General features: G+C 70.1%; 11 protein-coding genes and 1 pseudogene. 4 read left to right on the top strand and 8 right to left on the bottom strand.

The window, feature by feature from the left end; translation table 11 throughout:
- Positions 1 to 30: 30 nt before the first annotated feature.
- Entirely contained in the window at positions 31 to 705 is a 675-nt protein-coding gene (locus PS467_RS20155) for a Crp/Fnr family transcriptional regulator (RefSeq protein ID WP_014061749.1), read from the bottom strand.
- Between the two features lie 281 nt (positions 706 to 986).
- Between PS467_RS20155 and nth the strand changes: the two genes are divergently transcribed.
- From nth to PS467_RS20140, 3 genes are read left to right on the top strand one after another with little or no spacing between them, the layout of a single operon-like run.
- Positions 987 to 1,799: an endonuclease III gene (nth, locus tag PS467_RS20150; protein ID WP_311036454.1), complete on the top strand. Its 813-nt coding sequence runs from the start codon at positions 987 to 989 to the stop codon at positions 1,797 to 1,799.
- A complete protein-coding gene (locus tag PS467_RS20145) occupies positions 1,796 to 2,482 on the top strand; it encodes an NUDIX hydrolase (protein ID WP_268973029.1) in 687 nt (228 codons plus the stop codon). Before nth ends, PS467_RS20145 begins: the two co-directional genes overlap by 4 nt.
- A 12-nt stretch (positions 2,483 to 2,494) precedes the next feature.
- On the top strand, positions 2,495 to 3,694 hold the full coding sequence (locus tag PS467_RS20140) for a MarP family serine protease (RefSeq protein WP_268973028.1): 1,200 nt from the start codon (positions 2,495 to 2,497) through the stop codon (positions 3,692 to 3,694).
- A 51-nt stretch (positions 3,695 to 3,745) separates the two neighbouring features.
- Here PS467_RS20140 and PS467_RS20135 read toward each other — a convergent pair whose 3' ends face one another.
- The 6 genes and pseudogenes from PS467_RS20135 to PS467_RS20110 form a co-directional block, all read right to left on the bottom strand.
- Complete coding sequence (locus tag PS467_RS20135) at positions 3,746 to 3,949, bottom strand: hypothetical protein (RefSeq protein ID WP_268973027.1); 204 nt, start codon at positions 3,947 to 3,949, stop codon at positions 3,746 to 3,748.
- A 187-nt stretch (positions 3,950 to 4,136) separates the two neighbouring features.
- The gene (locus tag PS467_RS20130; RefSeq protein ID WP_268973026.1) at positions 4,137 to 5,063 is read right to left on the bottom strand and encodes an alpha/beta fold hydrolase; all 927 of its coding nucleotides are present in this window, start codon (positions 5,061 to 5,063) and stop codon (positions 4,137 to 4,139) included.
- The gene (locus tag PS467_RS20125) at positions 5,060 to 5,521 is read right to left on the bottom strand and encodes a phage holin family protein (RefSeq protein ID WP_268973025.1); all 462 of its coding nucleotides are present in this window, start codon (positions 5,519 to 5,521) and stop codon (positions 5,060 to 5,062) included. Before PS467_RS20125 ends, PS467_RS20130 begins: the two co-directional genes overlap by 4 nt.
- Positions 5,522 to 5,617: 96 nt before the next feature.
- A complete protein-coding gene (gene nhaA / locus PS467_RS20120; RefSeq protein WP_311036453.1) occupies positions 5,618 to 7,009 on the bottom strand; it encodes a Na+/H+ antiporter NhaA in 1,392 nt (463 codons plus the stop codon).
- Positions 7,010 to 7,278: 269 nt separating this feature from the next.
- A complete protein-coding gene (gene acs / locus PS467_RS20115; RefSeq protein WP_311036452.1) occupies positions 7,279 to 9,240 on the bottom strand; it encodes an acetate--CoA ligase in 1,962 nt (653 codons plus the stop codon).
- A 103-nt stretch (positions 9,241 to 9,343) separates the two neighbouring features.
- Positions 9,344 to 10,303: pseudogene (locus tag PS467_RS20110) on the bottom strand (carbonic anhydrase); the annotation flags it as partial.
- Between the two features lie 825 nt (positions 10,304 to 11,128).
- Between PS467_RS20110 and PS467_RS42150 the strand changes: the two are divergent.
- Positions 11,129 to 11,314, top strand: a complete 186-nt coding sequence (locus PS467_RS42150; protein ID WP_432280797.1) for a hypothetical protein — start codon at positions 11,129 to 11,131, stop codon at positions 11,312 to 11,314.
- Here the strand turns inward: PS467_RS42150 and PS467_RS20100 are convergent.
- Positions 11,295 to 12,299 (bottom strand): ATP-binding protein, encoded by a 1,005-nt coding sequence (locus PS467_RS20100; RefSeq protein WP_311036451.1) that lies wholly within the window; start codon positions 12,297 to 12,299, stop codon positions 11,295 to 11,297. The genes PS467_RS42150 and PS467_RS20100 overlap by 20 nt on opposite strands.
- Positions 12,300 to 12,336 lie beyond the last annotated feature (37 nt).

Raw genomic sequence — 12,336 nt, 5'->3', positions numbered from 1 at the left:
ATCCGTTTCCGCGGGCGTCTCCGTCCGGCGTCAGCGGGAGCGCTTGGCCAGCCGCTCGACATCCAGCAGGATCACCGCGCGCGCCTCCAGCCGCAGCCAGCCGCGGCCCGCGAAGTCGGCGAGCGCCTTGTTGACGGTCTCGCGGGAGGCGCCGACCAGCTGGGCCAGCTCCTCCTGGGTCAGGTCGTGGACGACGTGGATGCCCTCCTCCGACTGCACGCCGAAGCGGCGCGACAGGTCCAGCAGGGCCCTGGCGACCCGGCCGGGGACGTCGGAGAAGACCAGGTCGGACATCTGGTCGTTGGTCTTGCGCAGGCGCCGGGCGACCGCGCGCAGCAGCGCGGAGGCGACCTCGGGCCGGGCGTTCAGCCACGGCTGGAGGTCGCCGTGGCCGAGGCCGAGGAGCTTGACCTCGGTGAGGGCGGTGGCGGTGGCGGTGCGCGGGCCGGGGTCGAACAGCGACAGCTCGCCGATCAGCTCGCCGGGACCGAGCACGGCCAGCATGTTCTCGCGGCCGTCGGGAGAGGTGCGGTGGAGCTTCACCTTGCCCTCGGTGACCACGTACAGGCGATCGCCGGGGTCCCCTTCGTGGAAGAGCGCGTCACCTCGCGCGAGGGTGACCTCTCCCATGGAGGCGCGCAGCTCAGCGGCCTGCTCGTCATCGAGCGCCGCGAAGAGCGGGGCGCGCCGCAGAACGTCGTCCACGAGTCTCTCCTTGTCGACATGCACAGGGGACCGACGTCCCCATGATGCCGGACGGTAAAACAGTGCGATCAATCACAAGTTTGACGCACTGGCCTGCCGGGCTGTGCGGCAGGGGTCCGATTGGGGGCCTCTTCGCGGCGGCCGGGGCGGATGTCAGTGGCTGGGCTTAGGCTGGCCGGGTGTCCAATACGCCGGTGAGAGCACAGGGCAAGGGGGCCGGACGGGTGACCGCATCGCGTGATTCCGCTGTGGGCGAACAAGGATCCGCCGAATCGACAGAAGTGGCGAAACCGCATAAATCGGTCAAGAGTTCGCAAGGCGCCCGACCGGAGTCCCGGCTCGCCCTCGTCCGCCGCGCCCGGCGCATCAACCGCGAGCTCGCCGAGGTGTATCCGTACGCCCATCCCGAGCTGGACTTCGAGAACTCCTTCCAGCTGCTGGTGGCCACGGTCCTGTCCGCCCAGACCACCGATCTGCGGGTCAACCAGACCACTCCCGCGCTCTTCGCCGCCTATCCGACGCCCGAGGACATGGCGGCCGCCGACCCGGAGGCACTGGAGCAGCTGATCCGGCCCACGGGCTTCTTCCGCGCCAAGGCCAAATCGCTGCTGGGCCTGTCCGCCGCCCTCCGTGACCGCTTCGGCGGCGAGGTCCCGGGCCGTCTGGAGGACCTGGTCACCCTCCCCGGTGTCGGCCGTAAGACGGCCAATGTGGTGCTCGGCAACGCCTTCGGGGTGCCGGGCCTGACCGTGGACACCCACTTCGGGCGGCTGGTGCGGCGCTGGAAGTGGACCGCCCAGGAGGACCCCGAGAAGGTCGAGGCGGAGATCGCCGCGCTCTTCCCCAAGAGCGAGTGGACGATGCTCTCGCACCGCATCATCTTCCACGGCCGTCGCGTCTGCCACGCCCGCAAGCCCGCGTGCGGCGCCTGCCCGATCGCCCCGCTCTGCCCGGCGTACGGGGAGGGAGAGACCGACCCGGACAAGGCGAAGAAGCTGCTGAAGTACGAGATGGGCGGCCAGCCGGGCCAGCGCCTGCGTCCGCCGTCCGACTACCCCGGCCGTCCCGCCGCCCCCCTGGGAGCCGCCGAGTGACGAGCACGTACGGCGGGGGCGTGGAGATCAGCGCCCATGGGCTGCCCGAGTGGCTGCGGCCGGTGGTGCGGGTGGCCGAGACGATCGAACCGCGCCAGCTGAGCCGGTTCCTGCCGCCCCCGCAGGGCGGCGGCCGCCCCTCCGCCGTGCTGGTGCTCTTCGGAGAGGGCCCGGCCGGCCCCGAGCTGCTGCTCATGGAGCGCTCCGGCTCGCTGCGCTCGCACGCCGGCCAGCCCTCCTTCCCCGGCGGGGCCCTCGACCCGGAGGACGGGGATCCGGACGGGGAGGGCCCGCTGCGTGCGGCGCTGCGCGAGGCCGAGGAGGAGACGGGGCTCGACCCCTCGGGGGTCCAGGTCTTCGCGGTGCTGCCGCGGCTCTACATCCCGGTGAGCGGTTTCGTCGTCACCCCGGTGCTGGGCTGGTGGCGCCGGCCCAGTCCGGTCGGGCCGGTGGACCCGGCCGAGACGGCCCGGGTCTTCACCGTTCCCGTGGCGGATCTCACGGATCCGGCGAACCGGGCCACGACCGTCCACCCCAGTGGTCACCGGGGTCCCGCCTTCCTGGTCGGAGGCGCTCTGGTCTGGGGTTTTACCGCCGGAGTGATCGATCGCCTGCTGCATTTCGCGGGCTGGGAGCGGCCCTGGGACCGCGCCAGGCACGTCCCACTCGACTGGCGCGCGTGAGACGGTGTTGCGGTGAATGTGCTGGACATCCTGCTGCTGCTCGCCGCCGTATGGTTCGCGGTCGTCGGCTACCGCCAGGGCTTCGTCGTCGGCGTGCTGTCGGTGACGGGGTTCATCGGGGGTGGTCTGATCGCGGTCTATCTGCTGCCGCTCATCTGGGACGGCACCACCGACAAGACATCCCCCGGCACCTTCGGTGCCGTGGTGGCGATCGTCCTGGTGATCGTGTGCGCCTCGGTCGGCCAGGCCGCCACCACCCACCTGGGGAACAAGCTGCGGCGGCACATCACCTGGTCACCGGCGCGCGCCCTGGACGCGACCGGCGGCGCGCTGGTGAACGTCCTGGCGATGCTGCTGGTCGCCTGGCTGATCGGCTCCCTCGTGGCCCAGACCTCGCTGCCCACCCTGGGCCGGGAGGTCCGTACCTCCAAGGTGCTGACCGGGGTCTCCCGCGTCATTCCGGACGAGGCGAACACCTGGTTCACCGACTTCTCGTCGGTGCTCGCGCAGAACGGCTTCCCGCAGGTCTTCTCGCCCTTCGCCAATGAGCCGATCACCTCGGTGCCACAGCCCGACCCCGCGCTCGCCCGGTCCCCGGTGGCCACACGCGCCCAGCAGAGCATCGTGAAGGTCGTCGGCACCGCCCCCAGCTGCGGCAAGGTCCTCGAGGGCAGCGGCTTCGTGTTCGCGCCGAACCGGGTCATGACCAACGCCCATGTCGTCGGCGGCGTCAGCGAGCCGACCGTACAGATAGGTGGCGAGGGCCGGCTCTACGACGCCAAGGTCGTGCTCTACGACTGGAAGCGCGATATCGCGGTCCTCGATGTGCCCTCGTTGCACGCCCCGGCGCTCCGGTTCGCCCAGGACGACGCACACACCGGTGACGACGCGATCGTCGCCGGCTTCCCGGAGAACGGCGCCTTCGATGTGCGCGCCGCCCGGATCCGCGGCCGTATCCAGGCCAATGGCCCCGACATCTACCGCCGCTCCACCGTGCACCGCGATGTGTACTCGCTGTACGCGACGGTGCGGCAGGGCAACTCCGGCGGTCCGCTGCTCACCCCGCAGGGGCGGGTGTACGGCGTGGTCTTCGCCAAGTCCCTCGACGACGAGGACACCGGGTACGCGCTGACGGCGGACGAAGTGCGCCAGGACGTCGAGAAGGGGCGTACGGCGGACCAGCCGGTGGACAGCCAGGGGTGTGCCCTGTGACCCAGGGGTTCCGGTGTGCCGCCGGCGCCCCGGGCCGCGCCCGAGGTACTGCTAGCGGCTGCGTGGATGGCGCAGTCGCGCCGAGACCCACCGGGCCCGGCGGCGGATGATGCGGGGAATCCCGATGTTCGGGTCATGGCCTTGGGTAGGCCCGGAGCCGCCCCGCTCGGAAACGCTCAGCGCGGCATTGGCGGTAGCGGCGGCCTCGGGGCCGCGGCCGTCAGGTGCGTCACGGTAGTCGTGCGTCCAGCCCATACCCCCGTGTCTGCCCGTGACCCAAGGTCCGTAATCGCCGCTGGCTGCGGCAATTGGCCTATGCTCCAGGCATTTGGCTGTTCGAAAAACTGATGTTCGGCCACCCGTGGCGGGGTCGTCGGAATGCGGACTGCATGCGGACGGTATGCGGACAGCACGTGTACGGCATGCCTACGGCTGATGACGCTCAGCGGTCGGGCTCGGGGTCCTTCAGCCAGTTGATCAGCTCGGCGGTGAAGGCCATCGGGTCCTCCTCGTGCGGGAAGTGACCGAGCCCGTCGAAGAGCCGCCAGCGGTAGGGAGCCTCGACATACTCCCCGGAACCCGCCGCGCTGCGGGTGCGCATCACCGGGTCGAGTGACCCGTGCAGATGCAGGGTCGGCACCCGCACCGGCCGCTTCATCCGCCGGTTGAACTGGAAACCATCCGGCCGTGCCAGTGACCGCACCATCCAGCGGTACGGCTCGATCGAACAGTGCGCGGTCGAGGGGATGCGCATCGCCCGCCGGTAGATCTCCACCGCCTCGTCCTCGGGCAGCCGCGGCCCGGACCAGTCCCGGATCAGCCGCCCCACGGCCGCCGCGTCGTCCGCGACCAGCTGGCGCTCGGGCAGCCAGGGCCGCTGGAAGCCCCACACATGCGAGCTGGCCGCGCTCTGCTTGACGTCCGCCAGCATCGCCGAGCGCCAGCGGCGGGGGTGCGGCATCGAGGCCACCGCCAGCCGCCGTACCAGCTTCGGCCGCATCACGGCGGCCGTCCACGCCAGATATCCGCCCAGGTCATGGCCGACAAGCGCGGCGTCCGGCTCACCCAGCGAACGGATCACGCCGGTGATGTCGAGGGCGAGGTTGGCCGGGTCGTAACCGCGGGGCGTACGGTCGCTGCCGCCCACTCCGCGCAGATCCATCGCGACCGCCCGGTAACCGGCGTCGGCGAGCGCGGGCAGCTGGTGCCGCCAGGTCCACCAGAACTGCGGAAAGCCGTGCAGCAGCAGTACCAGCGGGCCGTCACCCAGCTCGGCGATGTGGAAGCGCGCGCCGTTGGCCGCGACATCCCGGTGGGTCCAGGGGCCGTCGAGCCGTACGACCGACGCGGCGGTATCAGGGACGGTCATGCCGACGAGCGTGTCACATCCCGCGCGGGGCGTCCGCCATTGCTCGCGGCACGCGGATGCGGCTTGACGCTGCCCAGTACGGCGGCCGTCTCCTTGGACGAGGCGATCGACCGCTTGGGCGCCTTGACCCTCTTGAACTTCAGCAGCGCCACCATGCCCAGAATCCCGGCGAACAGCCAGTAGATACCGCCCACGATCAGAAAGCACCAGGCGAGGCCGAGTCCGGTCCAGGAGCGCATGCCGTAGGCGAGGGCGAAGCTCAGCACCGGCAGCGAGAAGAGCAGCAGCACCCCGGCCGCCATACCGGCGCCGCTGCCGACCGCGGCCTTCTTGGCTCCCACCCGGAGCTCGGCCTTGGCCAGCGCGATCTCGTCGTGCACCAGCGCCGACAGCTCGGTGGTCGCCGTCGCCACCAGCTGGCCGAGGCTGCGGTTGCCGCCGTCGTCGGCTGCGCTCATCGCCATCTCCCTCTGCTCTTGTGCGGTCTGTGCTTGGTACGCCGTCTGTGCTTGCTACGTCTTCTGCACATTTCTCCGGGCGTCAAGCCTCTCAGATCATGCCGGACCATCGTCGCCGGAGTCGGCCGCGGCGGCCACTTCGGCAAGCCGCCGGTGCTCGGCGGCCTTTGCCTCGTGAATGGCGGCCATCCGCAGGTGGTATTCGGGGCTGTCCTGCTCGTAGACGTCCGGGATACCGTCCATGTCCTCGTCCCGTTCCTCCTCCTGACACAGCCGCTGGTACGTGGTGTTGCGCAGCTTGAGGAGGACTCCGGCGAACAGGGCGGCGCACAACGAGCCGATGAGCACCGCCGCCTTGACTTCCTCGGCGAGCGTGGGGTCGCCGGGGAAGGCGAGTTCGCCGATGAGGAGGGAGACGGTGAAGCCGATTCCGGCGAGGGTGGCCACGGCGAAGACATCGGCCCAGGCCAGCTCCTCGTTCAGCTCGGCACGGGTGAAGCGGGCGGCGCACCAGGAGCCGCCGAAGACGCCGACGGCCTTGCCCACGACGAGGCCGAGGGCGACGCCGAGCGTCTCGGGGCGGGTGAAGACATCCGCGACGGCGTCGCCGGAGAGCGGCACACCGGCCGCGAACAGGGCGAACAGCGGCACCGCCAGGCCCGCCGACACAGGGCGCATCCGGTGCTCGATGCGCTCGGCGGGGGAGCGCTCCTCGCCCTCCCGGACGGTGCAGCGCAGTATCAGGCCCATCGCGACGCCGGAAATCGTGGCATGCACACCGCTGGCGTGCATCAGCGCCCAGATCACGACCGCGAGTGGCAGATGGACCCAGGCCGTCCGGACGCCCTTGTGGTGTAGCAGCCAGAACAGGAGGAGGCCGGCGAAGGAGAGGCCCAGGGCGACGAAGTTGATGTGCTGGGTGAAGAAGATCGCGATGATCAGGATGGCGCCGAGGTCGTCGACGACCGCGAGAGTGAGCAGGAAGGCGCGCAGGGCGGCGGGCAGCGCGGTGCCGATCACGGCGAGGACGGCGAGCGCGAAGGCGATATCGGTGGCGGTCGGCACGGCCCAGCCCTTGAGGCTGCCGCCACCGCTCGCGTTGACGATGACATAGACGAGCGCGGGCGCGGCCATGCCGCAGACGGCGGCGATCACGGGCAGCGCCGCCGCCTTGGGGTCCCGCAGCTCGCCCGAGACCAACTCGCGCTTGAGCTCGATACCGGCGACGAAGAAGAAGATCGTGAGCAGACCGTCGGTGGCCCAGGAGGCGACCGAGAGACGCAGATGCAGCGCCTGGGGGCCGAACGAGAAGTCCCTGATGTCGCCGTAGACGCCGCTCAGCGGGGTGTTGGCGAGGATCAGCGCCACGACGGCGGCCACCAGCAGGATCACACCGCCGACCGTCTCGGTGCGCAGTGCGTCGGTGACGAACGTCCGCTCGGGCAGCGACTGGCGTCCGAGGAACTTGCGGCTGGTGGGCGCGGCCACGGGCGGGCCTCCTGGGGGTCGGTGGTGCGGACATACGGGTGACGTATGCCGACCAGACTTCCCGGCGCTCCACCCCTCATCTTGTCGTAACTTTTCCGCGACAGCCACCCGCACCAGCCGTGATGAACGAGAACGAGGGGCGCCCCGCCAGGCGGAGCGCCCCTCGATCATGTGGCGTGCCCTGTGCCGACCGTCTCGACCGGTGTCGACCGGTGTCGGCCGTTGCCCACCGGTGTCGCCCCGTGGCGGGCGGGCCTACGGCGGGGTGATCAGTCCTCGCTGGGGGCGGACGGCAGCTTGCTCTGGATCAGCTCCATCACGGAGGAGTCGGTGAGCGTGGTGACATCGCCCAGCGCACGGTTCTCGGCGACATCGCGCAGCAGACGGCGCATGATCTTGCCGGAGCGGGTCTTGGGCAGCTCGGCCACCGGCAGGATCCGCTTGGGCTTGGCGATCGGGCCGAGCTGCTTGGCGACATGCGCCCGCAACTCCTCGACCAGGCCGTCGTCCTCGGCCGCGCCGCCGCGCAGGATCACGAAGGCACAGATGGCCTGGGTGGTCTGCGGGTCGGTGGCGCCGACGACCGCCGCCTCGGCGACCTTGGGGTGCGAGACCAGCGCCGATTCGACCTCGGTCGTGGAGATGTTGTGGCCGGACACCAGCATCACATCGTCGACCCGGCCGAGCAGCCAGATGTCGCCGTCGTCGTCCTTCTTGGCGCCGTCACCCGCGAAGTAGCGCTTGTCGAAGCGGGACCAGTAGGTGTCCAGGTAGCGCTGGTCATCGCCCCAGATGGTGCGGAGCATGGACGGCCACGGCTCGGTGAGCACCAGATAGCCGCCATGGCCGTTCGGCACCTCATTGGCCTCGTCGTCCACGACGGTGGCGGCGATCCCCGGCAGCGGGACCTGGGCCGAACCGGGCTTGGTCGCGGTGACGCCCGGCAGCGGGCTGATCATGATGCCGCCGGTCTCGGTCTGCCACCAGGTGTCGACGACGGGCGTGGTGTCCGCGCCGATGTGCTTGCGGTACCAGACCCATGCCTCGGGGTTGATGGGCTCGCCGACGGAGCCGAGGACGCGCAGCGAGGAGAGATCGAACTTGGCCGGGATGTCGTCGCCCCACTTCATGCAGGCGCGGATCGCGGTCGGGGCGGTGTAGAGGATGGTGACCCCGTACTTCTGGACGATCTCCCACCAGCGGCCCTGGTGCGGGGTGTCCGGGGTGCCCTCGTAGAGCACCTCGGTGGCGCCGTTGGAGAGCGGGCCGTAGACGATGTACGAGTGGCCGGTGACCCAGCCGACGTCCGCCGTGCACCAGAAGACGTCGGTCTCCGGCTTGAGGTCGAAGACGGCGTGGTGGGTGTAGGAGATCTGGGTGAGGTAGCCGCCGGAGGTGTGCAGAATGCCCTTGGGCTTTCCGGTCGTACCCGAGGTGTAGAGGATGAACAGCGGGTGCTCGGCGTCGAACGCCTCGGGGGTGTGCTGCTCCGGCTGGCGCTGCACGATCTCGTGCCACCAGACGTCGCGGCCCTCGTTCCAGTCCACTTCCTGGCCGGTGCGGCGGACGACCAGCACACTGCGCACGTTCTCGGTGCCGGGCCGGGTGAGCGCCTCGTCGACGGCGGGCTTGAGCGCGGATGCCTTGCCACGCCGATAGCCGCCGTCGGCGGTGATGATGACGCGGGCGTCGGCGTCCTGGATGCGGGTGGCGAGAGCATCGGCCGAGAAGCCGCCGAAGACCACCGAATGCGGGGCGCCGATACGGGCGCAGGCCAGCATCGCGATCACGGTTTCCGGGATCATCGGCAGGTAGATGGCGACCCGGTCGCCGGTCCGGACCCCCAGCTCGGTCAGCGCGTGGGCCGCTTGGGAGACCTCCCGCTGAAGATCGGCATAGGTGAGGGAGCGGGTGTCGCCGGGCTCGCCCTCGAAGTGGAGGGCCACCCGGTCGCCCAGGCCGTTCTCGACATGACGGTCGACGCAGTTGTACGCCACATTGAGCTTGCCGTCGGCGAACCACTTCGCGAACGGCGGGTTCGACCAGTCCAGCGTCTCGGTCGGCGCGGTCGCCCAGGACAGCCGACGGGCCTGCTCGGCCCAGAAGCCCAGGCGGTCCGCCTTCGCCCGCTCATACGCCTCGGCTGTGACATTGGCGTCCGCGGCAAGCTCGGCGGGCGGCGCGAAGCGACGCTCCTCCCGAAGAAGGTTGGCCAGGCTTTCGTTGCTCACGACATCTCCCATTCCCAGGGTGTCCGTTGTGTCCCAGGCCATAGCTCATCAGCCCACGGCACACCCTGACAAGGGTTGTCAGCCGAAAATTGGTTTAGACCTGTCATCGTCTGCATGACCGCCCCAGCTCCAGGGCCCCGTGGCTGGGCCCGCTTCCTCGCTCCGCGACGCTGGAACGGCCGGCGCTGGAACGGCCGCTCCCAGGCCGGGCGGGGACCGTTGCGGCACAGCAGGCGGTCGTCGGCGTGCCATGGTCCGGGCGGACGGGCAGAAATCTCCCCGAACCCGTATCCAGGACATACGCCTGGGCCTCCGCCACATGGAAATACATCCCCTGTAGCGCCAGCCCGCCCTCCGCCGCCCGCCGTGCCACACAGGCGTGCTCCATCAGGTGGTCGAGCTGCTGCCGCACATTGACCAGGGCCAGTCGCTCCAGCTCGTCGGCCACCGGCCGGCTCGACAGGGCGACCTCCCCTCGCCCCAGCCGGCCGATCCCCTCCATCCGCGCCAGCGCCGGTCTGCCGTGGCGCAGCCAGCGCGTCAGCGGCGTCCGGCCCCCGACACCGGACGCCATCGGCTGGGGTGGCGTCCTGGCCGGGGCCGATGAGTCGAGCAGCGCCTGCATCGCGCCGCATCCGGAGTGCCCGCACACCGTGATGCTGCTGACCCGCAGCACCTCCACCGCGTACTCGATCGCCGCACCCACCGAGTCGCAGGAGCCGTCGGCACCCGGCGGCACCAGATTGCCGACATTGCGCACGGTGAACAGATCACCGGGGCCGCTGGAGGTGATCATGCTGGTCACCAGGCGGGAGTCGGCGCAGGTGAGGAACAGCTGACTGGGCCGCTGCCCCTCTCGTGCCAGCCGGGCCAGCTCATCGCGGACCAGCGGTGCCGTATGGCGCTGGAACGCGCGCACCCCGCCGAGCAGCTGACCGCCTACGTGTCCGCCGGCTCCCGTGGCCGCCGGGAGGGGACGGGTGCAGTGGTGGTCACGCCACGGTGTCCATGGCCGGCAGGCCAGGGCGCCGCCCGCCTCCGCCGCCGACCGCCCCGACCGTCCACCAGTCGGCCGCCCCGACCGTCCATCGGCCGCCGCCCGCCCGGAGCCCGAGGGGTGGCGGAGCGCCGTGAGGCGGGCGGCCACGGCGGGCGCGGCGGCGGTCATGAGTCCGGCCGTGAGTCCGGCCAGGAGCCCGGCCAGGAGCGGGGCGCCGGAGGCCAGTGCGATGCCCAGCGAGAGAGGAGCGGCGAGGAGGAAGAGGGCGATCGAGACGGAGAGAGCTGTGCGGCGGGAGACCCTCTGAATTCGGTCCAAGAGCTTCAACATTCCCGTCCCCTCCGGGCTTCACGGTCGCGGACAAGGGCGTGTCCGTGGTCACGGCGTACTGCGGTACTGAACCCCAAACATTGGTAAATGAATCGTAATGTTGAGTAAAGTCGATGGGAAGTCTTTTGGGGGAGAGCAGACCGGTATTCCCCCTATGGGGGGAATAGTCATTTAAAACGCCTTGTCATCCTCTGTCTTCTCCATGGCGCTGTCCGCAGCGGTCGGTTGCTCGGGAGACTCCACCCAGGCCCATGGGCCAGGTGGCACCGCGGGTCGGGGACCGAACCGCTGGAACCGGGGGAGAGGCCACCGCAGTTCGTCGTCATCTCCTGGGACGGCGCCGGCCAGGACGAACACAAGCTGTTCTCCCACTTCCGCGCGCGAGTTCGCCCGGCGAGCTTCAGGTCCGGCCCCGCAAGACCCACGGCATCTGGGACTCCCCGTTGCAGCGGATTCCGGTACAACGCCGCCCGTTCGAGACGCTCTCCATGGACTACAACTTCCTGGCCAACAGGGCGCGCAACAAGAAGGGCAAGCCGCGTCGTCTCCTTCAAGCAGGTGGCCGACTGGCTGGACGCGCAGAACCCCCTCGTGCTGGAGAAGCTGCGTGCGCTGGATGTCGGGATGCGGCCGCCGGGCGGCTGGCGGCACTATCTGGCCGCCGAGTGCCGGACGTCCGACCGTGAACCGGCGCACGGGCGGACGCCCGAGCACACGCATACGACTAAGCGGGAGCGGGAGTAGCCGCCGAGCCCTGCTCCGGCGCGAACTCCCCCAATGCGAAGGCGGGGTCGACCTGGGCGGCCAGATCGGCACCCGTCTTCGCGTTTCCCCAGCTCTGCGCGTTCTTGAGATGGAAGTGCACCATCTGGCGGGTGTACCGCTGCCAGTCACGCCGCTGGTACGAGGCGTCCACCGCGTCCTGTAGCACGCGCAGCGCGTCGCGGTTCGCCTCCTCCAGCTCCTCGAACCGGGGCGCACGGCCCTTCTCCATCGCCCGGACCCAGTCGGAGTGGCCGAAGGCGACCAGGAGGTCATCGCCCACCTCCGCCCGGAGGAAGTCCAGGTCGTCCGGGCCCTGCACCTTGTTGCCCACCACCCGGAGCGCCACATCGAAGTCGCGGGCGTACTCCTTGTACTGGCGGTAGACGGAGACGCCCTTGCGCGTGGGCTCGGCCACCAGGAACGTCATGTCGAAGCGGGTGAAGAGGCCGGAGGCGAAGGAGTCGCTGCCCGCCGTCATGTCGACGACGATGAACTCGCCGCGTCCGTCGACGAGATGGTTCAGGCACAGCTCGATCGCACCGACCTTGGAGTGGTAGCAGGCGACGCCGAGGTCGGATTCGGTGAAGGGGCCGGTCGCCATCAGCCGCACCGCACCGTCGTCGAGCGACAGGGTCCGGGCGCACGCCTGGTAGACGGGGTTGTCCTCGTCGATCCGCAGCAGCCGCGACCCCTCACCCGGCGGGGTTGTCTTGATCATGGTCTCGGCGGAGGTGATCCGGGGGTTCGTACCGCGCAAGTAGTCCTTGATCAGGGGGAGATGGGCGCCCATGGCCGGCAGGGCGGCGGCCTCCGCCTCGTCGAGGCCGAGCGCCGCACCCAGGTGCTGATTGATATCGGCGTCGACAGCGACGACGGGGGCGTGGGTGGCGGCGAGATGGCGGATGAACAGCGACGACAGCGTGGTCTTTCCGCTTCCACCCTTGCCTACGAAAGCGATCTTCATGTTCACCTAGCGTAGGTGAGTGATTCCGGACGATGAG

Source organism: Streptomyces luomodiensis (genome assembly GCF_031679605.1).
In the GTDB taxonomy this organism is placed as follows: Bacteria; Actinomycetota; Actinomycetes; order Streptomycetales; family Streptomycetaceae; genus Streptomyces; species Streptomyces luomodiensis.
Note: the sequence above shows the minus strand (reverse complement) of the source record. Positions and strands in the feature narration are given on the sequence as shown.